Source organism: Kitasatospora sp. Ki12 (genome assembly GCF_054601375.1).
In genome coordinates, this window is sequence record NZ_BAAIHT010000001.1 from 2399658 (window position 1) to 2423442 (window position 23785).

Annotated in this window: 25 protein-coding genes; 19 read left to right on the plus strand and 6 right to left on the minus strand. The window is 74.0% G+C overall.

The genetic code is table 11. The annotated features are described in order from the left end of the window. Positions 1-71 precede the first annotated feature (71 nt). The 6 genes from ACYP53_RS10485 to ACYP53_RS10510 all read left to right on the plus strand — a co-directional run bounded on the left by ACYP53_RS10485 (position 72) and on the right by ACYP53_RS10510 (position 4560). Positions 72-1037 (plus strand): RNA polymerase sigma-70 factor, encoded by a 966-nt coding sequence (locus tag ACYP53_RS10485; protein ID WP_459647965.1) that lies wholly within the window; start codon positions 72-74, stop codon positions 1035-1037. A 34-nt stretch (positions 1038-1071) separates the two neighbouring features. After that, complete coding sequence (locus ACYP53_RS10490) at positions 1072-2205, plus strand: DNA polymerase III subunit beta family protein (RefSeq protein ID WP_459647247.1); 1134 nt, start codon at positions 1072-1074, stop codon at positions 2203-2205. A 55-nt stretch (positions 2206-2260) separates the two neighbouring features. Continuing rightward, entirely contained in the window at positions 2261-3067 is an 807-nt protein-coding gene (locus ACYP53_RS10495) for an alpha/beta fold hydrolase (RefSeq protein WP_459647248.1), read from the plus strand. A 93-nt stretch (positions 3068-3160) separates the two neighbouring features. Then, positions 3161-3568: a helix-turn-helix domain-containing protein gene (locus ACYP53_RS10500; RefSeq protein WP_189915878.1), complete on the plus strand. Its 408-nt coding sequence runs from the start codon at positions 3161-3163 to the stop codon at positions 3566-3568. Between the two features lie 2 nt (positions 3569-3570). Beyond that, positions 3571-4095, plus strand: coding sequence for a hypothetical protein (locus ACYP53_RS10505; protein ID WP_459647249.1), 525 nt, complete (start codon positions 3571-3573; stop codon positions 4093-4095). A 123-nt stretch (positions 4096-4218) separates the two neighbouring features. Continuing rightward, positions 4219-4560 (plus strand): DUF2516 family protein, encoded by a 342-nt coding sequence (locus tag ACYP53_RS10510; protein WP_189915880.1) that lies wholly within the window; start codon positions 4219-4221, stop codon positions 4558-4560. A gap of 125 nt (positions 4561-4685) precedes the next feature. On the opposite strand, the gene ACYP53_RS10515 is transcribed toward ACYP53_RS10510, so the two are convergent. Then, the gene (locus ACYP53_RS10515; RefSeq protein ID WP_189915881.1) at positions 4686-6197 is read right to left on the minus strand and encodes a PP2C family protein-serine/threonine phosphatase; all 1512 of its coding nucleotides are present in this window, start codon (positions 6195-6197) and stop codon (positions 4686-4688) included. A gap of 236 nt (positions 6198-6433) precedes the next feature. Between ACYP53_RS10515 and ACYP53_RS10520 the strand changes: the two genes are divergently transcribed. Then, positions 6434-6997, plus strand: coding sequence for an O-acetyl-ADP-ribose deacetylase (locus ACYP53_RS10520; RefSeq protein ID WP_189915882.1), 564 nt, complete (start codon positions 6434-6436; stop codon positions 6995-6997). Positions 6998-7203: 206 nt separating this feature from the next. On the opposite strand, the gene ACYP53_RS10525 is transcribed toward ACYP53_RS10520, so the two are convergent. Continuing rightward, positions 7204-8037 (minus strand): methyltransferase domain-containing protein, encoded by an 834-nt coding sequence (locus ACYP53_RS10525; RefSeq protein ID WP_189915883.1) that lies wholly within the window; start codon positions 8035-8037, stop codon positions 7204-7206. Between the two features lie 235 nt (positions 8038-8272). Between ACYP53_RS10525 and mshA the strand changes: the two genes are divergently transcribed. Both mshA and ACYP53_RS10535 read left to right on the plus strand, forming a co-directional pair. Next, on the plus strand, positions 8273-9646 hold the full coding sequence (mshA, locus tag ACYP53_RS10530) for a D-inositol-3-phosphate glycosyltransferase (RefSeq protein WP_373313711.1): 1374 nt from the start codon (positions 8273-8275) through the stop codon (positions 9644-9646). A gap of 79 nt (positions 9647-9725) precedes the next feature. Beyond that, entirely contained in the window at positions 9726-10262 is a 537-nt protein-coding gene (locus tag ACYP53_RS10535; RefSeq protein WP_189915885.1) for a type III secretion system chaperone family protein, read from the plus strand. 10 nt (positions 10263-10272) lie between these two features. Here the strand turns inward: ACYP53_RS10535 and ACYP53_RS10540 are convergent, their stop codons facing one another. Next, on the minus strand, positions 10273-11667 hold the full coding sequence (locus ACYP53_RS10540; RefSeq protein WP_459647250.1) for an MDR family MFS transporter: 1395 nt from the start codon (positions 11665-11667) through the stop codon (positions 10273-10275). Between the two features lie 150 nt (positions 11668-11817). On the opposite strand from ACYP53_RS10540, the gene ACYP53_RS10545 reads away from it, so the two are divergent. Both ACYP53_RS10545 and ACYP53_RS10550 read left to right on the plus strand, forming a co-directional pair. Further along, positions 11818-12576: a phosphoglyceromutase gene (locus tag ACYP53_RS10545; RefSeq protein WP_189915887.1), complete on the plus strand. Its 759-nt coding sequence runs from the start codon at positions 11818-11820 to the stop codon at positions 12574-12576. Between the two features lie 278 nt (positions 12577-12854). Beyond that, positions 12855-13451 carry a lytic polysaccharide monooxygenase gene (locus tag ACYP53_RS10550; RefSeq protein ID WP_459647251.1) on the plus strand — a complete coding sequence of 199 codons (597 nt, stop codon included), beginning with the start codon at positions 12855-12857 and terminating at the stop codon, positions 13449-13451. Between the two features lie 129 nt (positions 13452-13580). On the opposite strand, the gene ACYP53_RS10555 is transcribed toward ACYP53_RS10550, so the two are convergent. Together ACYP53_RS10555 and phoU are read right to left on the minus strand one after the other, a co-directional pair. Further along, entirely contained in the window at positions 13581-13760 is a 180-nt protein-coding gene (locus tag ACYP53_RS10555) for a hypothetical protein (RefSeq protein WP_459647252.1), read from the minus strand. A 177-nt stretch (positions 13761-13937) separates the two neighbouring features. Next, complete coding sequence (gene phoU / locus ACYP53_RS10560; protein WP_189915890.1) at positions 13938-14636, minus strand: phosphate signaling complex protein PhoU; 699 nt, start codon at positions 14634-14636, stop codon at positions 13938-13940. A gap of 306 nt (positions 14637-14942) precedes the next feature. On the opposite strand from phoU, the gene ACYP53_RS10565 reads away from it, so the two are divergent. Then, entirely contained in the window at positions 14943-16439 is a 1497-nt protein-coding gene (locus ACYP53_RS10565) for a sensor histidine kinase (protein WP_459647253.1), read from the plus strand. A 2-nt stretch (positions 16440-16441) separates the two neighbouring features. Further along, complete coding sequence (locus ACYP53_RS10570) at positions 16442-17137, plus strand: response regulator transcription factor (RefSeq protein WP_189915892.1); 696 nt, start codon at positions 16442-16444, stop codon at positions 17135-17137. A gap of 108 nt (positions 17138-17245) precedes the next feature. Here the strand turns inward: ACYP53_RS10570 and ACYP53_RS10575 are convergent, their stop codons facing one another. Next, complete coding sequence (locus tag ACYP53_RS10575; protein ID WP_189915893.1) at positions 17246-17935, minus strand: DUF461 domain-containing protein; 690 nt, start codon at positions 17933-17935, stop codon at positions 17246-17248. Positions 17936-18362: 427 nt separating this feature from the next. Here ACYP53_RS10575 and ACYP53_RS10580 point away from each other — a divergent pair, with 427 nt between their 5' ends. The 6 genes from ACYP53_RS10580 to rlmB all read left to right on the plus strand — a co-directional run bounded on the left by ACYP53_RS10580 (position 18363) and on the right by rlmB (position 23704). Continuing rightward, positions 18363-18845: a CarD family transcriptional regulator gene (locus ACYP53_RS10580; protein WP_014136563.1), complete on the plus strand. Its 483-nt coding sequence runs from the start codon at positions 18363-18365 to the stop codon at positions 18843-18845. Between the two features lie 319 nt (positions 18846-19164). Next, complete coding sequence (ispD, locus tag ACYP53_RS10585) at positions 19165-19920, plus strand: 2-C-methyl-D-erythritol 4-phosphate cytidylyltransferase (protein ID WP_229928586.1); 756 nt, start codon at positions 19165-19167, stop codon at positions 19918-19920. Beyond that, positions 19910-20410: a 2-C-methyl-D-erythritol 2,4-cyclodiphosphate synthase gene (gene ispF, locus ACYP53_RS10590; protein WP_459647254.1), complete on the plus strand. Its 501-nt coding sequence runs from the start codon at positions 19910-19912 to the stop codon at positions 20408-20410. Before ispD ends, ispF begins: the two co-directional genes overlap by 11 nt. Positions 20411-20650: 240 nt before the next feature. Further along, positions 20651-21046 carry a PPOX class F420-dependent oxidoreductase gene (locus tag ACYP53_RS10595; RefSeq protein WP_189915896.1) on the plus strand — a complete coding sequence of 132 codons (396 nt, stop codon included), beginning with the start codon at positions 20651-20653 and terminating at the stop codon, positions 21044-21046. A 118-nt stretch (positions 21047-21164) separates the two neighbouring features. Beyond that, positions 21165-22574, plus strand: a complete 1410-nt coding sequence (gene cysS / locus ACYP53_RS10600) for a cysteine--tRNA ligase (RefSeq protein ID WP_189915897.1) — start codon at positions 21165-21167, stop codon at positions 22572-22574. Between the two features lie 137 nt (positions 22575-22711). Continuing rightward, complete coding sequence (gene rlmB / locus ACYP53_RS10605) at positions 22712-23704, plus strand: 23S rRNA (guanosine(2251)-2'-O)-methyltransferase RlmB (protein ID WP_189915898.1); 993 nt, start codon at positions 22712-22714, stop codon at positions 23702-23704. The last annotated feature ends 81 nt before the right edge of the window (positions 23705-23785 follow it).

Consider the following 23785-nt stretch of genomic DNA (forward strand, 5'->3'; position numbering starts at 1 on the left):
CAGACGGACAGCCGGCCGACGCGCGGCTGGTCGACGCACAGCCGGCAGACGGACAGCCGGCCGACGCGCGGCTGGTCGACGCACAGCCGGCAGACGGACAGCCGGCCGACGCGCGGCTGGTCGACTTCGAGCAGCACCGGCGGCTGGTCTTCGGCATCGCCTACCGGATGCTGGGCAGCGTCGCCGACGCCGAGGACCTGGTCCAGGACACCTGGCTGCGCTGGAGCCGGGTCACCGGCCCGGTCGCCAGCCCCGCCGGCTTCCTGGCCCGTACGGTCACCAACCTCGCCCTCAACCGGCTGGACTCGGCGGCCGTCCGCCGCGAGGCCTACGTCGGCCCGTGGCTGCCCGAACCGCTGGTCACCGAACCGGACGCGACCGACGGCGTCGAGCGCGCCGAGACCGTCTCGCTCGCCCTGCTGGTGCTGCTGGAGAACCTGTCCCCGCTGGAACGGGCGGTGTTCGTCCTCAAGGAGGCCTTCGCCTTCTCCTACCAGGAGATCGCCGAGGCCCTGGACCGCACCGAGGTCGCCTGCCGCCAGATCGGCAGCCGGGCCCGGGCGCACGTCCGCGCCCGCCGGCCCCGCTACGACGCCCCGCCGGAGCTGCGCCGCCGCGCCACCGACGAGTTCCTCGCGGCCTGCGTCGGCGGCGACCTCAACCGGATGCTCGAACTGCTCGCCCCCGAGGTCACCACCTGGAGCGACGGCGGCGGGGTGATCCGCGCCGCGCTGCGGCCGGTCACCGGGGCCGAGAACGTGGCCCGCTTCACCCTCGGCGTGCTCCGGCAGCTGGGTGAGGGCGCCGCCGTCCACCCGGTCCTGGTCAACGGCGAGGCGGGTCTGCTGGTCACCGTGGACGGCGCGGTCGACTCCGTCTCGGTGTTCGACTTCGTCGAGGGGCCGGACGGCACGCCGCTGATCTCCGCGATCCGCGCCGTCCGCAACCCGCACAAGCTCGGCCACCTCGCCGGCCTCGCCCCCGCCGCCGCCCCCGACCCCACTCCCGGAGCCGCCCCCGGCACCGACCGGGCTTGACCCTCGACCAGGTCGAGCCCGCAGAGTCACCGCCATGGAGAGCGAGCTGCACAGCATCGGCGAGCTGGCCCGCGCCAGCGGCCTCGGCGTCGGCACCCTGCGCTACTACGACGGCGCCGAGGTGCTCACCCCCGCCTGGGTCGACCCGCAGACCGGCTACCGCTGGTACCGGCCCGGCCAGCTCGCCGACGCCCGGCTGCTGGCCCGGCTGCGCCGGGTCGGCCTGCCGCTGGCCGGCATCCGCGCCGTGCTCGGTGCCGCGCCCGGCAGCGGCGAGGCCCGCCGGGTCCTCGACGCGCACCTGCGGCGGCTGGAGGACGGCCTGACCGACGCCCGCCGCGAGCTCTCCCTGATCCGCGCGATGACCGACCAGAGGGAGCAGCCGATGACCACCGGCCCCACCGACCCCACCGAGCTCCGCCTCACCGTTCCGGCCGAAGGCCTGGCCGCCGCCCTGGACGCGGTCCGCTTCGCGGTCGGCGGGGACCCGGAGGTGCCCGCGCTCGCCGGGGTGCTGTTCGAGCCGGACGGCCCGGTGCTGCGCCTGGTCGCCACCGACCGCTACCGGATGGCCCTCGCCGAGGTGCCCGCCGAGGGTGGTCCGACCGGGCACCCGGTGGCCGGGACGATCGTCCCGACCCCGCTGGTGGACGCCTTGCGCGCGCTGCTCGGCCCGGGCGCCGCCGAGGTCTCGCTCACCCTCGGCGGCGGCCGGGTCCGGGCCGAGGCGGGCGGGCACCGGGTCGAGGGCGTCGCCCTGGACTTCGACTACCCCGACCACCGGGCCCTGACCCGGCTCGAACCGGAGCACCGGATCACCCTGCCCGCCGCCGAACTGCGGGCCGCCGTCGAGGCCGGCGCCACCCGGACCCTCCCCTCCGGCCCGCACGGCGCCGAGTGCGAGGTCACCATCCTCACCCTCACCGGGGACGGCCGGCTGGCCGTCGCCACCGACCCGGCCGCCGAGGACTTCCGACTGGCCGTCAACCGGGACTTCCTGCTCGACGCCCTCGGCGCCGGCCGGCCGGAACAGCTCGTCCTCGAACTCGGCGGCCCGATCGCCCCGTTGGCCATCCGCACCCCCGGCCGGGCCGGCACCTTCTCGGTCCTGATGCCGGTCCGGCTCCCCGAGCCCCACGAGCTCCCCGAGCCGGCCGAGCAGTCCTGACCGGCCGAGCGGTCCTGACCGGCCGGCCCGCGCGGGCCCCTGGGAGGATCGCCGCATGAGCCAGCACACCGGTCGCCCCGTGTCCGAGGTCCCCGTCCCCGTCCCCGGCGGCGGCCGCCTGTGGGCGGAGCGCGGCGGGTCCGGCAGCCCGGTGGTGCTGCTGCACGGCTCCGGCATGGACTCCCGGCTGTGGGACGCCGTCCTGCCGGAGCTCGCCCGCCACCACGACGTGATCCGCTACGACGCCCGGGGCCTCGGCCGGTCCGACGAGCCGGAGCGGCCGTTCGACGACGTGGCGGACCTGCGCGCCGTGCTGGACCACTTCGGCCTGGCGAGGGCGGCGCTGGTCGGCCTCAGCATGGGCGGGGAGACCGCACTGGACTTCGCCCTCGCCCACCCCGACCGGGTCACCGCCCTGGCCCTGGTCGGCGCCTCGGTCAGCGGCCACGACTGGCCGCAGGACCCGGGGACCACCGCCTACGCCGAGGCCCGCCGCCGGGGCGACGCGGCGGCCCTGGCAGAACTGGAGCTGTCCGTCTGGGCCGCGATGGGGCGGACGGCGCCGGGCGGCGAGCTGATCGCGGCGATGGTCGAGGAGAACGCGGCCCGCCGCATCGTCAGCGAGCAGTACCTCACCGGCGCCCCGGGGCGGCCCGCCGAACCCCGCCTCGGCGAGGTCGCCGCCCCCACCCTGGTCGTCCACGGCGACCGGGACCACCCGGAGATCGCCGCGATCGCGCAACGGCTCGCCGCCGACATCCCCGGCGCCCACCGCCACCTCGTCCCGGCCGCCGACCACTACCTCCCGCTGCGCGCCCCCGACCGGCTCACCGCCCTGCTGCTCGCCCACCTGGCCGCCTGAACGGTCGCGCCACGGCGCTGAGGCACGCGCGCCGCGTTTGCTGGCGCTAGCACCCTGCTTGCATTTGCAAGCGGGGTGCTGCAGGCTGTTCGCATGGCCTCACTCAACGTCGGCTCGCTGGGCGAGTACATCCGGGAGCAGCGCCGCAACGCGCAGTACTCGTTGCGGCAGCTGGCGGAGGCCGCCGGCGTGTCCAACCCGTACCTCAGCCAGATCGAGCGCGGGCTGCGCAAGCCGAGCGCGGAGATCCTGCAGCAGATCGCCAAGGCGCTGCGGATCTCGGCGGAGACGCTGTACGTCCAGGCCGGGATCCTGGAGGAGCGGCGGGGCGAGGGCCTGGAGCTGCGGGCCTCGATCCTGGCCGATCCGCTGATCAACGAGCGGCAGAAGCAGGCGCTGCTCGCGGTCTACGACGCCTTCCTGAAGGAGAACGCCGCCCCGGCACCCGGTGCGGCGACCGACGGCCCAGCCATCCAGAACACCCACCGGGAGGACCGGTAACCATGCCCATCACCGACGAGATCAAGAAGACCCTCAGCGACCCGACCCCGCTGTACGCCCTGGCGGGCGCCGGGGACCTCGCGTACGAGAAGCTGCGCGAGGTGCCGGGCAAGGTCGAGGCGCTGGCGGCGGACCGCAAGGGTGCGCAGGAGAAGGCCACCGCCCGGCTCCAGGAGGCGCAGTCGCTGCTGGTCGCGGCGCCGGCCAAGGTCGGCGAGGCCGTCACCGCCCTGCCCACCGACCTCAAGTCGCTGCAGGAGCGCGCCCAGGGCTTCGCGCTGCAGCAGGTGGGCCGTGCGGTCGAGCTGGCGGTGAAGGCCAAGGAGACGTACGACGAGCTGGCCGAGCGCGGCAAGGTCGTCGTGGAGAAGGCCCGCCCCGGTGCGCCCGCCGAGGTGGCCGAGGTGGAGTCGGCCCAGGCCGGGCCGGCCGAGGCCGAGGCCGAGCCGGTGGCGGAGGCCGACCCCGCGCCGGCGCCGAAGAAGTCCGCCCGGGCCCGGAAGGCCGGCTCCGCTGACGCGGAGTGAGCGGCGGTCCTCCACCGGGGGCACATCCGGTGAGCACGGAACGTTGACACCGTTGCGGACGGTGGTCGTGCCAGGATGGACGGCAGTCGCACGCGCCGGAATCGAGAGACAGAGGAGATCGTGATGGTCGGAGTGCTCCAGATTCTGGCCTTTTCCTACCTGAACCCGATCTGGTGGGCGACGATCGCCATCCTGGCCTACAAGCTGTTCGCCCTGGTCGACGCGGCCGTCCGCCGGGAGGACGCGTACCGGGCGGCGGACAAGAAGACCAAGGGGTTCTGGATCGCGATCCTCATGATCTCCTTCGGCTGGGACCTCCTGTTCGGGGTGAACTTCTTCACCGGGATCGGCACCCTGGCCGGCCTGGTCGCCTCGATCGTCTACGTGGTGGACGTCCGCCCCGCGATCCGGGCGCTGACCGGGGGCGGCGGCCGGAGCAACACCGGCCCGTACGGGTCCTGGTAGACCCGGCGGCGGACGACGCGACGGCCCGGGCGGGTGAACTCCCCGCCCGGGCCGTCGTATGTCCGGCGCCCGGTCGAGCACTCGGTCGAGCGGCCGAGCCGCTGGGCCGTCGGCCCGCCGCCCCGTCAGCCGAGGATCAGCTGCACCGGGTTGCGCTCCAGCAGCAGCACCGCCACGTCGTCGGTCAGCGCGCCGCCGTTCAGCTCCTCGACCTCGGCGATGGCGCTGTCGACCAGCCGCCCGCGGGTCAGCCCGGCGGCCTGGTGGTCGCCGATCAGGCCGGCGAGCCCGTCCTGGCCGAGCCGACGGGAGCCGGCCCCGACCCGGCCCTCGATCAGCCCGTCGGTGTAGAGCAACAGCCGCCAGCCGGGCCGGAGTTCGATCCGCTGCGCGGGCCAGGCGGCCTCTCCGTCGTGGCACGGCAGCAGGCCGAGCGCGGGGCCGGCGAGGTCGGCGGGCAGGGAGAGGGGGTCGTGGTCGCGGCCGAGCAGCAGCGGGGCCGGGTGCCCGGCGAGGTAGAGCCGGGCGTTCTCGGCGGCGCCGAGCGAGTCGAGGTCGCTGCCGGCGCCGCCCGGCTCGATGACGACCATGCAGAGCGTCGCGAAGATCTCGTCGCTGCGCCGCTCGTGCTCCAGTACGTGCTGGAGGGTGGTGAGCAGGGCCTCGCCGGTGAGGCCCGCGAACACCAGGGTGCGCCACGCTATCCGGAGCGCGACGCCGAGCGCGGCCTCGTCCGGGCCGTGGCCGCAGACGTCGCCGATCACGACGTGGACGGTGCCGTCGTCGGTGCGCACGGCGTCGTAGAAGTCGCCGCCGAGCAGGGCGCGGCGGCGGCCGGGGCGGTAGCGCCGGGTGAAGGAGAGCCCGGCGCCGTCCAGCAGCGGGGTGGGCAGCAGGTGGCGCTGGAGGCGGGCGTTCTCCTGGCCGCGCAGTTCGGCCTCGACGAGCCGGCGCTGGGACTCGTCGGCGCGCTTGCGTTCGACGGCGTAGCGCAGGGCGCGGGCCAGCAGCGGGCCGTCCGTCTCGTGCTTGATCAGGAAGTCCTGGGCGCCGGCGGCGACGGCGGCCGCGCCGAGTTCGGCCCCGGCGGCGTCGGTGAGCACCACGACGGGGATGTGCGGGGCGCGCCGGAGCAGCTCGTGCAGGCCTTCCAGGCCGTCGGAGGTGCCGGGCGGCTGCGGGGGATCGGCGAGCGCGGTGAGGTCGAGCAGGACGCAGCCGAACTCGGAGCCGCGGGAGCGTCCGCGCCGGGTGGAGAGCGAGGGCTGGGCCAGCAGCGCGGTGGCCTGGCCGAGGCCGCGGGCCCAGTGGATCTCGATCGAGGTGCCGCTGTCGGCCGCCGCCGCCTTGATCAGCTGGGCGTCCGAGACGTCGTCCTCGATGACCAGCAGCCGCAGCGGCGTGCCGCCGTCGGCGGGGACGTCCTGGCCCGGCCCGGAGGGCGCCGCGGAGACGTGGGAGGGGTGGGCGGCGTGTGCCGCCCGGGCCGCCTGCGAGCGGGGGTGGGGTATCGGGGGAGCCGCCGTCGCCGGGCCGGTCGTCACCGGGCGGTTGCGGGCACGGCCGACCGGGGCGCCCTCGTGGGCCCCCGGCAGGTTCGCGGCACCAGGTGCCCGCCCGTCTCCCGTTGCGGGCATTGGTGGTTCCTCCCTTTCCCCGACTGCGTAACGGTCGACGTCCGTCCGCAGTGCCCGCCTGGCACCGTGCGTCGGGGAACTTCTCGCGACCATAACGTGATCTCCGGGGATTTCTTCGGCCGACCGGCGCCGTTGTGGTTATTGCCACGCCGGTGGCGGTGTGGTGATCGGACTCGGACGACGGCTCGAATGCCCGTCCCGGCGGCTGACGCGCGGGGCGGAGACGGGGGTATGTGATGGTGACGCGGATCACCCTGGTCGAGGGTGACATCACGGAGCAGCAGGTGGACGCGGTGGTGAACGCCGCGAACTCGTCCCTCCTGGGTGGTGGCGGGGTGGACGGTGCGATCCACCGCAGGGGTGGGCCGGAGATCCTGGAGGAGTGCCGCCGGCTGCGCGCCTCGCACTGGGGCAAGGGGCTGGCCACCGGGCGCGCGGTGGCGACGACGGCCGGACGGCTGCCGGCCCGGTGGGTGGTGCACACCGTCGGGCCGGTGTACCGGGCGGAGGAGTACGAGGAGCGGGCGGGGTTGTTGGCCTCCTGCTATCGCGAGTCGCTGCGCGTCGCGGCGGAACTGGGCGCGCGCACGGTGGCCTTCCCGGCCGTGTCGGCCGGGATCTACGGCTGGCCGCCGGCGGACGCGGCGCGGATCGCGCTGGCCACCGTCGCGGAGGTACTGGACGGCGGTGACGCGGAGGCGGGCGCGGCGCTGGCGGAGGTGCGGTTCGTGCTGTTCGGGTCGGAGATGTACGGGGTGTTCGAGCGGGCCTGGCGGGAGCTGCTCGGGCAGGACGGCTGACGGCTGACGGCGGACGGCTGGGCGTGGTGCGCTCCGGGCGGCGTGTGGTGTCGCCGCTCGGTCGCGTCCCATGGTGGCGTGATGGGGCGTCAACACGCCAGAGATATTCGATAACTCGTTCGAGTGAATGCGCCGGGTCGCTCACCAGCTCCCGCCCGCGCCCGCCGCTCCGCGGCCACTTCGCCGCCGCTCCGCCGGTGCGGTCCCTACGGCGCGAGCGCCGACCAGGGCACCGTGACCTCGCCCTGCCGCCACCGCCCGCGCGCGTCCACCAGCGGCCAGCTGCCCGCCAGCGCCGTGCAGGCCGCCACCCAGCGCTGCCGGGCCCCGAACGCCCCGTACGGCGCGGCGGCCGCCCAGGCCCGGTCGAACTCGGTCAGGAAGGCGTGCACCGGCCGGCCCGGCACGTTGTGGTGGATCAGCGCCTTGGGCAGCCGTTCGGCCAGGTCGGAGGGGAGCGCCAGACCGCCGAGCCGGGCCGCGAAGGTCACCGTCCGGGGCCCCTCCGGGCCGAGCGCGACCCAGACGTGCCGCCGCCCGATCTCGTCGCAGGTGCCCTCGACCAGCAGCCCGTCCGGGGCGAGTCGGGCGCACAGCCGCTCCCAGACCCCGGCCACCGCCGCCTCGTCGTACTGCCGCAGCACGTTGGCCGCCCGGATCAGCTGGGCCGGCGCGCCGCCGTCCAGGGGCACCTCGAAGCCGCCGCGCCGGAAGGTGAGCAGCGGCGGTTCGGCGTACGGCAGCGCGGCCGCGACCCGCTCCGGCTCGATCTCGATCCCGACCACCCGGACGTCCGGCCGCACCGCGCGCAGCCGCGCGGCCAGCTCGACGGCCGTCCACGGCGCGGCGCCGTAGCCGAGGTCCACCGCCACCGGCGGGTGCCCGGCGGAGCGCAGCGTGCGGCCGAGCGTGTGGGCGATCCAGCGGTCCATCCGGCGCAGCCGGTTGGTGTTGGTGGTGCCCCGGGTGACGGTCCCCACCGGGCGCCCGGTCCGCCCACGGGAGGGCGCGGCGGTCGCGGGGTCGAAGGAGGCAGCCATGTCCAGAAGGGTAGTCGGGGCGCCGGAGTCACCGCGCTGACCTGGGGCGTTGCCGCCGCGCTCAGCCGGTGCGCCGGACCGGGGACGCTCGTGGGCCGGACCGGGAATGCCGGGAGCCACCCGCGCGGTTGGCACACTGGTGGTGATGTGTGCCCGGACGGGGCAGCGCACACCGGACAACGGGCGGCCCGGCGCGGACCGCCTCGACGGGCCGCACAGAGGAGGCTTCAGCCAGGTGATCCAGCACCCCGTCCGTTCGGTACGCCGTGCCCAGTCCGCCGTGCCCGCGCGCGGCCGGCTCCAGTCGCTCGTCCCGGGCCGCCGCCGCCCGCGCCGGATAGCGATGCTGAGCGTCCACACCTCGCCGCTGCACCAGCCCGGCACCGGGGACGCCGGCGGGATGAACGTCTACATCGTCGAGCTGGCCAAGCGGCTGGCGGACCTCAACATCGAGGTCGAGGTGTTCACCCGGGCGATCTGCTCGGACGACGCCCCGACCGTCGAGCTGGCTCCGGGCGTGCTGGTCCGGCACGTCACCGCCGGGCCGTACGAGGGCCTGGTCAAGGAGGACCTCCCGGCCCAGCTGTGCGCCTTCACCCACGGGGTGCTGCGGACGGAGGCGGGCCACCGCCCCGGCCACTACGACCTGGTGCACTCGCACTACTGGCTCTCCGGGCAGGTCGGCTGGCTGGCCGCGCAGCGCTGGGGGGTGCCGCTGGTGCACACCATGCACACCATGGCGAAGGTCAAGAACGCCGCGCTGGCCGAGGGGGACACTCCCGAGCCTGCGGCCCGGGTGATCGGCGAGACCCAGGTGGTGGAGGCGGCCGACCGGCTGATCGCCAACACCACCGAGGAGGCCGCCGAGCTGGCCCTGCACTACGCCGCCCGGCCGGACCAGCTGGCCGTCGTCCACCCCGGGGTCAACCTGGACGTCTTCCGGCCCGGTCCGGCGCGCTCGCGGGCCGCCGCCCGGGCCCGGCTCGGCCTGCCGCAGGACGCCGCCGTGCTGCTCTTCGCCGGCCGGATACAGCCGCTCAAGGCCCCGGACGTGCTGCTGGGCGCGGTCGCCGCGCTGCTGGCCCGCCGCCCGGAGCTGCGCGAGCGCCTGGTGGTGCCGGTCGTCGGCGGCCCGTCCGGCACCGGGCTGGCCCGTCCGGAGAGCCTGCACAAACTGGCCGCCCAGCTCGGCATCTCCGACGTGGTGCGCTTCCACCCGCCGGTCGGCCAGGAGAAGCTCGCCGAGTGGTACCGCGCGGCGACGGCCCTGGTGATGCCCTCGTACAGCGAGTCCTTCGGCCTGGTCGCGCTGGAGGCGCAGGCCTGCGGCACCCCGGTGGTGGCGGCCGCGGTCGGCGGCCTGCCGGTCGCGGTGCGGGACGGCGAGACCGGCACCCTGGTGCGCGGCCACGACCCGCGGGACTGGTCGTACGCGCTGGAGCCGTACGTCACCGACCCCGAGCTGGTGGCCCGGCGCGGTGCGGCGGCGGCCCGGCACGCGTCCGGCTTCGGCTGGGACACCGCCGCGGCGACCACCGCCGAGGTGTACGCCGGCAGCCTGGCCCGCCCGGCCGGCCGGCTGGCCACCGCCCGGCGCCGGCTCACCTGAGGCCGGGAGCCGTTCCGGTCGGCCGTCGCGGGTGAGCCGAGGCTGCGCCCGCCGGGTACCGGCGAGTAACGTCACCCCCATGGCAATCCGCACCAAGGACGAGGCCCTGACCCTCCTGCGCACCGCCCTGGACGACGCCGGGGTGGCCTGGGAGCCGGCCGCCACCGACCCGCACACGCTGGTGGCGACCCTCCCGGGCACCCGGAAGCTGAGCACCACCTGCGCCCTGCGGGTCGGCGACCACACCCTGTCGGTGAACGCCTTCGTGATCCGCCGCCCGGACGAGAACCACGAGGCCGTCTACCGCTGGCTGCTGGAGCGCAACACCAGGCTGTACGGCGTGGCGTACGCGGTCGACGCGCTCGGCGACGTCTACCTGGCCGGCCGGCTGCCGCTGGAGGCGCTCGGCCCGGAGGTCGTCGACCGGTTGCTCGGGACGGTGCTGGAGAGCGCGGACACGCCGTTCAACACCCTGCTGGAGCTGGGCTTCGCCTCGGCGATCCGGCGGGAGTGGGAGTGGCGGACCAAGCGCGGGGAGTCCACCCGCAACCTGGCCGCCTTCGCCCACCTGGCCGGCCCGGACGCCGCCCGGGGCGACGCCCCGGCCGCCGACTGACCGAGCCCGCTCAGGCTCCCGCCGGGGCCTTCTCGGCCTCCGCCGCGGGCGCCGCGACGGCGTCCGCGACGGGCCGCGCGGCACGCGCCGTGACGGCCTGGGCGGCAGGCGCCGCGACGGCCTCCGCCGCGGGCGCCGTGACGGCCTCCGCTGCGGGCGCCGCGACCGCGACGACATCGCCGGACCCGGCGCCCTCGGCGGCGCCGGTCCGTCCGCCCAGCACCACGTAGCCGACCGCGGCGACCGTGCCGCAGATCCCGCACGCGCCCCACAGCGCCCCGCCGCCGGCCCGCTCCAGCAGCACGCCGCCCACGGCCGGACCGAGGAACGAGGCGAGCGACCAGGAGAGCCCGTACACGCCCTGGTAGCGCCCGCGGGCGTGGGTCGGCGACAGCTCGGCGATCAGGCCCATCAGGGTCGGGGTGTAGAGGATCTCCCCGACCGTCCAGACCGCCACCGTGAAGGCGTAGAACCACGCGGACGACCCGGCCAGGGCCGTGATCCCGAACCCCCAGCCGATGAACAGCGAGGCCGTCGCCAGCATGGCCGAGCGGCTGCGGTTCTCGACCCACCGGGTGAGCGGGATCTGCAGCAGCACGATCAGCAGCCCGTTCAGTCCGATGACCAGGCCGTACTCGGAGGACGTGATCCCCTGGCGGCCCATGTCCACCGCGAGGGTGGTGGAGCCCTGCTGCATCACCAGGGCGAGCAGCAGGGTGAGGCCGACCACGGCCATGAAGCGGCTGTCGCGGAAGACGGTGAGGAGGCCGACCGCCGGCTCGTCGGCCCGTCCGTCCGCCGGGGCGTCGGGCTTGGTCTCCGGGATCCTGAGGAAGATCACCACCGCGCAGAGCACCGTGGAGAGCGCGTCCAGCAGGAAGAGCGTCAGGTAGCCGTGGGTGGCGATCAGGCCGGCGACCGCCGAGGAGAGGCCGAAGCCCAGGTTGATCGCCCAGAAGTTCAGCGAGTAGGCGCGGACTCGGTCGGCGGCCGGGACGATGTCCGCGATGATCGCGGAGATGGCCGGCCGGGTGGCGTTGTTGCAGAACCCCACCAGGAAGGCCACCGCCGCGATCGCGACCTGGCCGTCGGTGAAGCCGAGCACGGCGGTGAACAGCGCGGTGCCGAGCTGGGCGGCGAGCAGGGTGGGCCGACGCCCGATCCGGTCGGTCAGCACCCCGGCGACGATCGAGGCGATCGCCGAGCCGAGGCCGAACAGGGAGGCGACCAGGCCCGCGTAGGTGGGGGAGTACCCGCGGCTGCTGGTGAGGTAGAGCGCCAGGAAGGTGACCACGAAGGCGCCGAGGCGGTTGACCAGGGTCGCGACCCAGAGCCACCAGAACTGGCGCGGCAGTCCGCCCGCCGTCTCCTGGAGCATTCCTCGGAAGCGGGCGGTGACGGGCATGTGTGGGGCTCCCCGGGGCAGGCGTCCGCTGAGCGGCTCGGGCAGGCCCGGTCAGCCGACGCATGTAAGTGGCTGATGCGCGGGGCACACGTTACCCATCGGCCCAAGGTCCCCACCAGGGGTTTTCGGGCCTCCACTAAGCTGGGGCCCATGGCTGACACGACGTACCGACTCATCCTGCTCCGCCACGGCGAGAGCCAGTGGAACCAGAAGAACCTGTTCACCGGTTGGGTCGACGTCGACCTCAACGAGAAGGGCGAGAAGGAGGCCGCCCGCGGTGGCGAGCTCCTGGCCGCCGAGGGTCTGTTCCCGGACGTGGTGCACACCTCGCTGCTGCGCCGCGCCATCCGCACCTCGCAGATCGCCCTGGACAAGGCCGACCGCCACTGGATCCCGGTCAGCCGCAGCTGGCGCCTGAACGAGCGGCACTACGGCGCGCTGCAGGGCAAGGACAAGGCCCAGACCCTGGCCGAGTTCGGCGAGGAGCAGTTCCAGCTGTGGCGCCGCTCGTACGACACCCCGCCGCCGGTGCTGGCCGACGACTCCGAGTACTCGCAGGCCGGTGACGCCCGCTACGCCGAGATCCCGAGCGAGCTGCGTCCGCGCACCGAGTGCCTGCAGGACGTCGTCGAGCGGATGCTCCCGTACTGGTACGACGCCATCGTCCCGGACCTCGCCGCCGGCAAGACCGTCCTGGTCACCGCCCACGGCAACAGCCTGCGCGCGCTGGTCAAGCACCTCGACGGCATCTCCGACGAGGCCATCGCCGGTCTGAACATCCCGACCGGCATCCCGCTGGTGTACGAGCTGGACGCCGACTTCAAGCCGGTCGCCGCGGGCGGCCGCTACCTCGACGCGGACGCCGCCGCCGCGGCCATCGAGGCGGTCAAGAACCAGGGCAAGAAGTAAGCACGACAGCCACCGAAGGCCCCGCTCACCGGTTCGCCGGGGGCGGGGCCTTCCGCATGTCCGGCCGGCTCGCGGGGCGTTCCAACAGGCTTGCGGGGAAGGCGAGTTGGTCCATGGTGAAAGTGGTTCAGACCATTGACGGGCGGTGGCGGGGGCTCCTACCGTGAGGGCACCGGACCGGCGCCGGCGTGCCCCGGATCTCCCCGTCCCGGGCCCGCACCCCCACGTGCGCGTCCGCGCCCCGGCGCACTCTCCATCCACCCCCACGGAGGAGCACCATGCGCACACGTCACCTCGTCGGCGCGGTGGTCGCCGCGCTGGCGATACCGTTCACGCTCGCCTTCCCCGCGTCGTCCCACGGCTGGGTCACGACCCCGCCCAGCAGGGCCGCGCTCTGCGACGTGCACACGAGCGGTGTCCCCTGGAACTGCGGCGACATCCAGTGGGAGCCGCAGAGCGTCGAGGGCCCCAAGGGCTTCCCGGCCCTGGGCCCCGCGGACGGCACCATCTGCGCAGGCGGCAACGCGCGCTTCGCCGAGCTGGACGACCCGCACGCGGGCGCCTGGCCGACCACCCCGGTGACGGCGGGTCGGTCGCTCACCTTCACCTGGAAGTTCACCGCCCGGCACGCGACCAGCGACTTCCGGTACTACCTGACCAAGCCGGGCTACGACGCCGGTCGGCCGATCACCCGGGCCGACCTGGACCTCACGCCCTTCCTGACCGTCCCGTACGGCGGGAAGCAGGTGCCGGGCACACTCAGCCACACCGCCACCGTCCCGAGCGGACGGACCGGCCACCAGGTGGTCGTCGCGGTCTGGACGATCGCCGACACCGCGAACGCCTTCTACTCCTGCACCGACGTCAGGTTCTGACGCCGGGCCCGGGATTCGGGCCCGGGAGCCGCGCGCGGGCGCGACCGCGCGGGCCGGAGACGGGGCGGGCCGGACGCGGACGAGGTGCACGGCCGCCGGAGCGCCGCGCCGCGCACCCGGCCGGAGTCCTCAGTGGCCGCCGCAGCAACCGCCGCTCGCGCCGCCGCACTGGCAGGGCGCACCGGACTGGCAGCCGCAGCCGCAGCCCGGGCCGCAGCCGCAGCCGGCGGCGAGGACGGGCAGCAGCTTCGGGGCGGGCGGCTCGACGGTGTCGCGGGCGGGGGCCGGGCGGGTCGGGTTGGCCTTCATCGAGCTGTTCCCTCCGTGAAGCGGGCACACTCCGGCGCCCGATACTTCGAGTGAAACCGCCGGACGGAGGGAGCGTCAACAGGCGCGCAGTGGTGGGACGCCCGGAGAACCGTGCGCCCGCACCACCCTCGCCACAGGTTTACTCACCCCTCGGGTGAGCGGCCGTCGGGGCGGAGCTCACTCCGCCCCGATGGTCCCCACCGCCTCGGCCGCCTCGGTGGCGGCCACGAACTCGGCCACGTGCTCGCCGGTCACCAGGTACACCACGCGCTTGGCGACCGACACCGCGTGGTCCGCGAAGCGCTCGTAGTAGCGGCCGACCAGGGTGATGTCGACGGCGGTCTCGATGCCGTGGTGCCAGCGCTCGTCGATCAGGTGCGACAGCAGCTCGCGGTGCAGGGTGTCGATGGCGTCGTCGTCCTGCTCCATCTCCAGGGCCTTGTCGACGTCCTTGGTGGCGATGACCAGGCCGGCCTTGGCGACCAGGCGCTGGGCGAGCTGGCCCATCTCCAGGACGGTGGAGTGCAGGTCGCGCGGCACGGCGGTGTCGGGGTAGCGCATCCGCGCGACCTTGGCGACGTGCCGGGCGAGGTCGCCGCAGCGCTCCAGGTCGGCGCTCATCCGCAGCGAGGTGACGACGATGCGCAGGTCGGTGGCGACCGGCTGCTGGCGGGCCAGCAGGTCGATCGCCCGGTTCTCCAGCTCGTGGTGCAGGTCGTTGACCTTCTCGTCGGCGGCGATCACGCTCTCCGCCAGCGCCAGGTCCGCGTCGAGGAGGGCGGTGGTGGCGCGGCCGAGTGCGGAGCCGACCAGCCGCGCCATCTCGACCAGGTTGTCACCGATCGCATCGAGTTCCTCGTGGTACGCGTCGCGCATGTTCTCTCCTCAGTAGCTGTGTCGGTGGCGGTGCCGACCGGTCAGCCCGTACGACCGTACGTCCGGCGTCCGGGTGACCGCTGCTGGTGGCGCGCATCGTACGCGCACACCCGAGCCGGTGCCCGCTGTTCGGCACACCGAGCTCTCCCACACGGGCTGCCCGGCCAACTTTCCGACGCCCGGGCGACGATGCACGGCCGGTGCGGTGAATCGGCGGCCACACGAAGGTGAATTCTCGGCAACGCGTGGTCGATGCCTTGACCCAGACCTTGGGGACTGGCCTGGCCGTGCGCTTACGCTGGCCACATGGACGTGAACGTGGCCGCCGCCGCTGCCTGCGCCATAGCCGGGCTCGGTGTCGGCCTCACCGCCTCCATCGCCTTCCGTTGGAGCGAGCGCGAGCAGGCCAGGGGCAAGCAGAGCGGCACCAGCGGCAGAAACCACGGCCGGTACCAGGCACTGGGCACCGGCAACCCCGAGCCCCCGTTGCCGCCGGGGGTCGACACCGTGCTCTCCGTGCTGCGCTCCTGCGCGATCGTGCTCGGCGAGGGCGACGAGGTGGTCAAGGCCAGCTCGGCGGCGTACGCGATGGGCCTGGTGCGCGGCGGTGCCGTCGCCGTGGACCCGATGCTCTCGCTGGCCCGCGCCACCCGCCGGGACGGCGAGATCCGCCAGGTCGAGCTGGAGGTGCCCCGGCCGGGCGCGGCCCGCGCGGCCGAGCCGCTCGCGGTCTCCGTCCGGGTCGCCCCGCTGGGCTCCCGGCTGGTGCTGGTGCTGGTCGAGGACCAGACCGATCGGCGCCGGGTGGAGGCCGTCCGCCGGGATTTCGTCGCCAACGTCAGCCATGAGCTCAAGACCCCGGTCGGTGCCCTGTCGCTGCTCTCCGAGGCGGTCGTGGACGCGTCCGACGACCCGGAGGCGGTGCAGCGCTTCGCCGGCCGGATGCAGGTCGAGGCCGCCCGGCTGGCCAGCCTGGTCCAGGAGATCATCGACCTCTCCCGGGTCCAGGACGACCGGCTGATGGTCGACCCGGAGCCGGTCGCGGTGGACGAGCTGATCGCCGAGGCGATCGACCGCTGCCGCCAGCAGGCCGCCGCCAAGCAGATCCTCATCGCGGCGGGCGGCATCGCCGGCCTCTACCTGCACGGCAACCGCGGCCAGCTGGCCGCCGCGCTCGGCAACCTGGTCGAGAACGCCGTGAACTACAGCCCGCCGCGCACCCGCGTGGCGATCGCCACCCGCCGGATCTCCAGCGCCGCGGCGCTCGGGGAGGCGGACGGCGAGCTCATCGAGATCTCGGTCACCGATCAGGGCATCGGCATCTCCGAGAAGGACCGCGAGCGGGTCTTCGAGCGCTTCTACCGCGTCGACCCGGCCCGCTCCCGGGCCACCGGCGGCACCGGTCTCGGCCTCTCCATCGTCAAGCACGTGGCCGCCTCGCACGGCGGCACCGTGTCGGTGTGGAGCGTCGAGGGGCAGGGTTCGACCTTCACCGTCCGCCTGCCCGCCGGGCAGGCGCCCGGCGACGACGACCTCGATGACGACGGCCTCGACGACGACCTCGACGGGACCGGCGGCGACCTCCACGACGACGCCGACCGGACCGACGCCGACCGGACCGACGCCGACCGGACCCACCGCGAGCCGGACCACGAGCCGGACGCCGCCGGCCCCGCCGCGGCACCCCGAACCCTCACCACGGGCCGCACGGACCGCACGGACCGTACCGACCGTTCGCTCCCCACCCGGGAGCGGGAACCACACCTGTCAGACACAACCCCGCAGCTTGCCCCGGAGGCCTGATCGTGACCCGAGTACTGGTGGTCGAGGACGAGGAGTCGTTCAGCGACGCCCTCTCGTACATGCTCCGCAAGGAAGGCTTCGAGGTGGCCGTCGCCGCCACCGGCCCCGACGCCCTGGAGCAGTTCGAACGCAACGGCGCGGACCTCGTCCTGCTCGACCTGATGCTGCCGGGTCTGCCCGGTACCGAGGTCTGCCGCCAGCTCCGGGTGCGTTCCAACGTCCCCGTGATCATGGTGACCGCCAAGGACAGCGAGATCGACAAGGTCGTCGGGCTGGAGATAGGCGCTGACGACTACGTCACCAAGCCGTACTCCACCCGGGAGCTGGTCGCCCGGATCCGCGCGGTGCTGCGCCGCCGCGGCGAGGACGGCGGGGCCGGCGAGAACGGCAACGGCCCGGGCGCCCTGGAGGCGGGCCCGGTCCGGATGGACGTCGACCGCCACGTGGTGACCGTGGACGGTGCCAAGGTCGACCTGCCGCTCAAGGAGTTCGACCTGCTGGAGATGCTGCTGCGCAACGCGGGCCGGGTGCTCACCCGCATGCAGCTGATCGACCGGGTCTGGGGCGCGGACTACGTCGGCGACACCAAGACCCTGGACGTCCACGTGAAGCGCCTGCGGGCCAAGATCGAGCCGGACCCGGGCGCGCCGCGCTACCTGGTCACGGTCCGCGGCCTCGGCTACAAGTTCGAGCCGTAAACCGCGGGAGCGCGCCACACGCGCAGGCCCCCTCCGGCAGCAGCCGGAGGGGGCCTCCGCGTTGCTCCCGGCGGGCCCGTCCGGGCCCGCCGGAGGCGGGGCACGGCGTCAGTGGGCGGCCGGGACCGCCGGGGTGGTGGCGCCGGCCGGAACGGCGGCGCCGGTGGCCGGGGTGCCGGTGACGGGGGCGCCCGGGGTGGCGGTGGCACCGGGGGTGGTGGCACCGGCGGTCGGGGCGCCCGCGGCGGGAGAGGAGCTCTTGACGGGCGTGGCGCTCGCCGACGGGGTCGGGCCGTAGCCCTTGTAGAGGCCCTTGCCGTCCGGGCTCACGCCGGCCTGGGCCTCGACCTTCTGGCCGTCCTTGAAGGTGAAGGTGGTGGGGGCGAAGCCACCGACGTGGACGGAGGCGGAGGCGACGCCGGCGGTCGGGTTGCCCTGGCCGCCGATCGCCACCGAACCGCCGGCCGGCACCACGATGCCGGTCAGCGGGGCGCCCGCGGCGTCCGCGAAGGTGGCGGTGGAGGTGCCGACCGTCACGGACTGCAGCTCCGCCGGGGTGTTCGCGGTGTTGGCGATGTTGACCACCACGTTGGCGGCGCCGGAGTAGTCGCCCGAGGTGCCCTCCCCGGTGACGATCACGATGTTGTTCAGCCGAAGGTTCGTCCCGAGGGTTGCCGCCGCGTTGTCCGGCTTGATCTGCAGGGTGTCCGGCGTGTTGCCGGCTGCGCAGGAGGACAGCGAGGCGATGGCGATGGCGGCGATGGCGGCGATGCTGCCGCGTCGAAGGCTGCGGCTCACGGCGGCGGCTTCTCCTAAGTCACGTGTCGGTAGGTCAGGTCTCAGATTATCGACCTCACTTATGCCGTCCTCACGGGGTGGTCCCCGTGTCGCACTCCCGGGGCCCGCCGGGGGCCGTCCGGCGGTACACCCGCCATGTCCCGGTCACGACGCGGACAAGCTTCGACCAAGATCGAATAACGATTGGGCCGCGACCGGAAAAGAGGTGAAAGCTCAAGATCCAATCATGGTTGCGGGGGTGTTGCGCAAGGGTTTCGCCGAACCCCGGAACCGCCTCCGACCTGCGGGAAGCCCCCCTCGAACACCGGTCGCAGCACGTCATGGGGGTGCTTGTCAAGCCCCGAGACCTGCCCTGACCTGCGAAAACGCCCTTCGGGTGCGCCGAGAAGCGTGTTATTCTGGAAAGCCACGGAAGGGGTCCTGTCACATGACGTTCAAGGTTGGCGACACGGTGGTCTACCCCCATCACGGGGCCGCACTGATCGAGGCCATCGAAACTCGCCAGATCAAAGGTGTGGACAAGACCTACCTGGTGCTCAAGGTGCAGCAGGGAGACCTGACGCTCCGCGTGCCCGCCGAGAACGCGGAGTTCGTCGGCGTGCGCGATGTAGTCGGCCAGGAGGGTCTGGACCGGGTCTTCGAGGTGCTGCGCGCACCGTACACGGAAGAGCCGACCAACTGGTCCCGTCGCTACAAGGCGAACCTGGAGAAGCTCGCCTCGGGCGACGTTATCAAGGTCGCCGAGGTTGTGCGCGACCTCTGGCGTCGCGAGCGCGAGCGCGGCCTCTCGGCCGGCGAGAAGCGGATGCTCGCGAAGGCGCGCCAGATCCTCGTCAGCGAGCTCGCGCTGGCGGAGAACACCAACGAGGACAAGGCGGAGACGCTGCTCGACGAGGTCCTCGCCTCGTAGCGCACGCGCCACCGCAGTGCAGTCGGGCTTCCGCCCAACGCCCACAGCGCCCGGTGCCGGCGCGCCGCTCCTCGGACGAACAGTCCGGGAGTGGTGCAGTGGCACTCCGGGCGCTGAGGCGTGTCCGGACGACACCTCGCGCCCCGAGCCGGTCCAGGCCTGCAAGACCGTTTCTGCACCCGCTCTCCCGTGGAACTTCCACGGAGTGCGGGTCGTGCGGAGCTGTGCGGCGGGTAGTGGGACCGTGGTTCTTCGGAAGGGGCCCGGTGCGCCCGCCGGGCACGCCATGGCCATACCCACTTCGCCGAAGGAGTGAAACCTGAACGCGTCAGCAGCAGTCGCAGCAGCAGTGGTGCCCGCCGCCGGACGCGGTGAGCGGCTGGGGCCAGGGGCCCCGAAGGCCCTGCGGGAGCTGGGCGGTGTGCCGCTCCTGGTGCACGCCGTCCGGGCGCTGGCCCGCAGCCGGGCGGTCGGCCTGGTCGTGGTCGCCGCACCCGCCGACGGGGTGGCCGAGGTGGTCGCCCTGCTGGACAGCCACGGGCTGGACGACAAGGACATCCGGGTGGTGGCCGGCGGCGCGACCCGCCAGGAGTCGGTGCGCCTCGGCCTGGCCGCGATCCCGGAGGACGTCGGGATCGTCCTGGTGCACGACGCGGCCCGCCCGCTCGTGCCGGTCGAGGTGGTGGACGCCGTCGCGGCCGCCGTCCGGGCCGGGGCCCGGGCCGTGGTGCCCGCGGTGCCGCTGGCCGACACCGTGAAGCGGGTCGAACCGAACCCGGGCCACCCGGAGCCGGTGCTCGACACGCCCGAGCGGTCCACCCTGCGCGCGGTGCAGACCCCGCAGGGCTTCGACCGCGCCACCCTGGTCGAGGTGCACGCCAAGGCGCTGGCCGAGGAGAGCGCGGGCACTGCCGACGCGCCGCCCGTCACCGATGACGCCGGCCTGGTCGAGCGCTACGGCGGCCAGGTCGTCGTGGTGCCCGGCCACGAGGAGGCGTTCAAGGTCACCCGTCCGCTGGACCTCGTGCTCGCCGAGGCCGTACTCGCCCGCCGGAGGGCCGCCGATGCCTACTGACCCGCAGCTCCCCCTGATCCCCCGCGTCGGGATCGGCACCGACGTGCACGCCTTCGAGGCCGGCCGCCCGCTCTGGGTGGCCGGGCTGGAGTGGCCGGACGCCGGGGTCGGGCTCTCCGGGCACTCGGACGCCGACGTGGCCGCGCACGCCGCCTGCGACGCGCTGTTCTCGGCCGCCGGGATCGGCGACCTGGGCGCGCACTTCGGCACCGACCGCCCGGAGTGGGCCGGCGCCTCCGGGGTGAAGCTGCTCGGCGAGGCGGCCCGGCTGGTCCGCGAGGCCGGCTTCGAGATCGGCAACGTCGCGGTCCAGGTGATCGGCGTCCGGCCGAAGATCGGCAAGCGGCGGGCCGAGGCGCAGGTCGCGCTCTCGGAGGCGGCCGGCGCCCCGGTCTCCGTCTCCGGCACCACCACCGACGGGCTGGGCCTGACCGGCCGGGCCGAGGGGCTGGCCGCGATCGCCACCGCCCTGGTGTACGAACGGCGTTGAGTCCGGCGGGGCGGTGAGGGCGCGGGCCGGTGGGGCGGTGAGGGCGCGGGCCGGTGGGGTGGTCGGTGGAGCGGCCGGAAGCGTGCCCGGAGGCATGTCGGGAGGCAGGTCGGGAAGAAAACCGCGTCTGACGGGTGTTCACCCGGTGGCGCGGGGCCCCGGGTCGGTACTGTCGGCTCGGGCCCGCGCGGGGCTTCCCCTCGGGCCGTGACCGCCGCGACGAGATGAGGTTTCGCCACGATGACCACCCAACTCTCCGACCGCGCCAAGGCGCTGATCGACGGCAAGAGCTTCGCCGTGGTCTCCACCGTCCAGCCCGACGGCAGCCCCCAGTCCTCGGTGGTCTGGGTCAAGAGGGACGGCGACGACATCCTCTTCTCCACCGTCGAGGGCCGCCGCAAGCACCTCAACCTGGTGCGGGACCCGCGCGTCTCGATCCTGCTCAACCCGGCGGACAGCCCGTACGAGTACCTGGAGGCGCGCGGGGAGGTCAGCATGACCACCGAGGGCGGCCGGGAGCTGATCGACGAGCTGGCCGCCAAGTACCGCGGGGTGGACAAGTACACCTGGGACGGCCCGGACGACGTCCGGGTGATCGTGCGCCTCAGCCCGCGCAAGGTGGTCGGCAGCATCTGACCTTCCCGCCGGCTTCTCGCCGGCTTTCCGCCCGCGACCTGCCCTTCCCCGGGATCACAGCACCGTTGTCCCGGGGAATGTGGCGGGGCACCCCCCACTTCCCACTACGCTTGACGCTGTGAGCATTCGTCTGTACGACACCAGCACCCGACAGGTACGCGACTTCGTCCCGCTTGTACCGGGTTGTGTCTCGATCTACCTGTGCGGCGCTACCGTCCAGTCGGCGCCTCACATCGGGCACATCCGTTCCGGGCTCAACTTCGACATCATGCAGCGGTGGTTCGCCTACCGCGGCTACCAGGTGACCTTCGCCCGGAACGTCACCGACATCGACGACAAGATCATCGCCAAGGAGCGCGAGCTCGGCACGCCGTGGTGGCAGATCGCCTACGAGAACGAGCGCGCCTTCAACGACGGCTACGACGCGCTCGGCTGCCTGCCGCCGACGGTGGAGCCGCGGGCCACCGGGCACATCCCCGAGATGATCGAGATGATGCAGGGGCTCATCGAGAAGGGCCACGCCTACGCGGCCGACGGCAACGTCTACTTCGACGTGAAGTCCTACCCGGACTACCTCGAGCTCTCCAACCAGAAGCTCGACGACCTGCGCCAGCCGAGCGGCGAGGGCGAGACCGGCAAGCGGGACCAGCGCGACTTCGCGATGTGGAAGGCCACCAAGCCGGGCGAGCCGAGCTGGGAGACCCCGTGGGGCCGCGGCCGTCCGGGCTGGCACCTGGAGTGCTCGGCGATGGCCCACAAGTACCTGGGCCCGGCCTTCGACATCCACGGCGGCGGGCTGGACCTGATCTTCCCGCACCACGAGAACGAGATCGCCCAGTCCAAGGCGTACGGTGACGCCTTCGCCGCCTTCTGGGTGCACAACGCCTGGGTCACCATGGCCGGCGAGAAGATGAGCAAGTCGCTGGGCAACTCGGTGCTGGTCTCCGAGATGGTCCGGGCGTGGCGGCCGATCGTGCTCCGGTACTACCTGGCGGCCCCGCACTACCGCTCGATGATCGAGTACAGCGTGGACTCGCTGCGTGAGGCCGAGGCCGGCTTCGGCCGGATCGAGGGCTTCGTCCAGCGCGCCGTCGAGCGCTGCGGCACGGTCGACGCGGCGCCCGAGGTGCCGCCGGCCTTCGCCGAGGCGATGGACGACGACTTCGGCGTCCCGCAGGCGCTGGCCATCGTGCACACCGCCGTCCGCCAGGGCAACAGCGCCCTGAACGCAGACGACAAGGAGAGCGTGGTGGCGCGACTGGCCGAGGTCCGTGCGATGCTCGGTGTACTGGGCCTCGACCCGCTCGACCCGCAGTGGGCCGGGACGGAGCGCGGTGAGACTGGGACACTTAAGAGCATGCACGGTGTGGTCGACTCGCTGGTCCGCCTGGTCCTCGACCAGCGGCAGGCGGCGCGCCAGCGCAAGGACTTCGCCACCGCGGATGCCATCCGCGACCAGCTCGGCCTGGCCGGGCTGGCGATCGAGGACACCCCGTCCGGCCCGCGCTGGACGATCAACAGCCAGTAACCCCATCTGACGATCGGGGTGATGGGTGGGCCGTACCGGACCGGTGCGGCCCTCCCGCATGACGTACGCATGCCGTCGGCCGCCGCCGGGACAGACCGGGGCGGCGAGGGCATGCCGGACAGACAGGAAGTACAGCCATGGCCGGCAACAGTGCACGCAGGAACCGCCGCAACCCCGGATCGAAGAAGGGTGCGTCTGTCGGTACCGGCGGCCACAGCCGGAAGGCGCTCCAGGGCAAGGGCCCGACCCCGCCCGGGGAGGAGCGCAAGGGCCACCCCAAGCAGCGGGCCGCCAACGCCGCGATCAAGCGCGAGCGGGACGCCAAGGCCCGGGCCGGCATGCGCCGGGCCGGTGCCGGCGGTCGCGGCGGTCGCGGCGGCGCGGGCAGCGCCGAGCTGGTCTTCGGCCGCAACTCGGTCGTCGAGGCCCTCCAGGGCGACGTGCCGGCCAACGCGCTGTACGTCCAGCAGTTCATCGACACCGACGACCGGGTCCGCGACGCCTTCCAGGCCGCCAACGACCGCGGCATCCCGCTGATGGAGGCCCCGCGCCCGCAGCTGGACCAGATGACCGGCGGGATGAACCACCAGGGCCTGGTGCTCCAGGTCCCGCCGTACGAGTACGCGCACCCGGACGACCTCCTGGTCGACGCCTCCGACGCCGGCCAGGACGCGCTGATCATCGCGCTGGACGGCGTCACCGACTCGCGCAACCTCGGCGCCGTCGTCCGCTCCGCCGCCGCCTTCGGCGCGCACGGCGTGGTCATCCCCGAGCGCCGCGCGGCCGGCATGACCGCCGGTGCCTGGAAGACCTCCTCCGGTGCCGCGGCCCGGCTGCCCGTCGCCCGGGCCACCAACCTGACCCGCACCCTGGAGGCCTACCAGAAGGCCGGCCTGATGGTGGTCGGCCTGGCCGCCGACGGCGAGGCCGAGCTGGGTGACCTGGAGCTGCTGACCGGCCCGGTCGTGATCGTCGCGGGCAGCGAGGGCAAGGGCCTGTCCCGGCTGGTCTCGGAGACCTGCGACATGCGGGTGCGGATCCCGATGTCCGGCCTGACCGAGTCGCTGAACGCCGGTGTCGCGGCGGGCATCGTGCTGTACGAGGCCGCGCGGCTGCGCGCCAAGCGCTGAGTGCTGATCGGTCAGTGCTGATCGCTGGGCAATGATCGCTGAGCGCTGAGCACGTTCGACGGGCGGGGCGCAGGCGATCTT

Excerpts from the sequence above, each read along its gene's own strand:
- ACYP53_RS10505 (WP_459647249.1), top strand. The coding sequence starts at position 3,571 with ATGCCCATCACCGACGAGATCAAGAAGACCCTCAGCGACCCGACCCCG.
- ACYP53_RS10580 (WP_014136563.1), top strand. The coding sequence starts at position 18,363 with ATGACGTTCAAGGTTGGCGACACGGTGGTCTACCCCCATCACGGGGCC.
- rlmB (WP_189915898.1), top strand. The coding sequence starts at position 22,712 with ATGGCCGGCAACAGTGCACGCAGGAACCGCCGCAACCCCGGATCGAAG.
- ispF (WP_459647254.1), top strand. The coding sequence starts at position 19,910 with ATGCCTACTGACCCGCAGCTCCCCCTGATCCCCCGCGTCGGGATCGGC.
- ACYP53_RS10540 (WP_459647250.1), bottom strand. The coding sequence starts at position 11,667 with ATGCCCGTCACCGCCCGCTTCCGAGGAATGCTCCAGGAGACGGCGGGC.
- ACYP53_RS10545 (WP_189915887.1), top strand. The coding sequence starts at position 11,818 with ATGGCTGACACGACGTACCGACTCATCCTGCTCCGCCACGGCGAGAGC.
- ACYP53_RS10495 (WP_459647248.1), top strand. The coding sequence starts at position 2,261 with ATGAGCCAGCACACCGGTCGCCCCGTGTCCGAGGTCCCCGTCCCCGTC.
- ACYP53_RS10555 (WP_459647252.1), bottom strand. The coding sequence starts at position 13,760 with ATGAAGGCCAACCCGACCCGCCCGGCCCCCGCCCGCGACACCGTCGAG.
- ACYP53_RS10510 (WP_189915880.1), top strand. The coding sequence starts at position 4,219 with ATGGTCGGAGTGCTCCAGATTCTGGCCTTTTCCTACCTGAACCCGATC.
- ACYP53_RS10535 (WP_189915885.1), top strand. The coding sequence starts at position 9,726 with ATGGCAATCCGCACCAAGGACGAGGCCCTGACCCTCCTGCGCACCGCC.
- ACYP53_RS10500 (WP_189915878.1), top strand. The coding sequence starts at position 3,161 with ATGGCCTCACTCAACGTCGGCTCGCTGGGCGAGTACATCCGGGAGCAG.
- ACYP53_RS10490 (WP_459647247.1), top strand. The coding sequence starts at position 1,072 with ATGGAGAGCGAGCTGCACAGCATCGGCGAGCTGGCCCGCGCCAGCGGC.
- ACYP53_RS10550 (WP_459647251.1), top strand. The coding sequence starts at position 12,855 with ATGCGCACACGTCACCTCGTCGGCGCGGTGGTCGCCGCGCTGGCGATA.
- ACYP53_RS10515 (WP_189915881.1), bottom strand. The coding sequence starts at position 6,197 with ATGCCCGCAACGGGAGACGGGCGGGCACCTGGTGCCGCGAACCTGCCG.
- ACYP53_RS10525 (WP_189915883.1), bottom strand. The coding sequence starts at position 8,037 with ATGGCTGCCTCCTTCGACCCCGCGACCGCCGCGCCCTCCCGTGGGCGG.
- ACYP53_RS10565 (WP_459647253.1), top strand. The coding sequence starts at position 14,943 with ATGGACGTGAACGTGGCCGCCGCCGCTGCCTGCGCCATAGCCGGGCTC.
- ACYP53_RS10595 (WP_189915896.1), top strand. The coding sequence starts at position 20,651 with ATGACCACCCAACTCTCCGACCGCGCCAAGGCGCTGATCGACGGCAAG.
- ACYP53_RS10520 (WP_189915882.1), top strand. The coding sequence starts at position 6,434 with ATGGTGACGCGGATCACCCTGGTCGAGGGTGACATCACGGAGCAGCAG.
- phoU (WP_189915890.1), bottom strand. The coding sequence starts at position 14,636 with ATGCGCGACGCGTACCACGAGGAACTCGATGCGATCGGTGACAACCTG.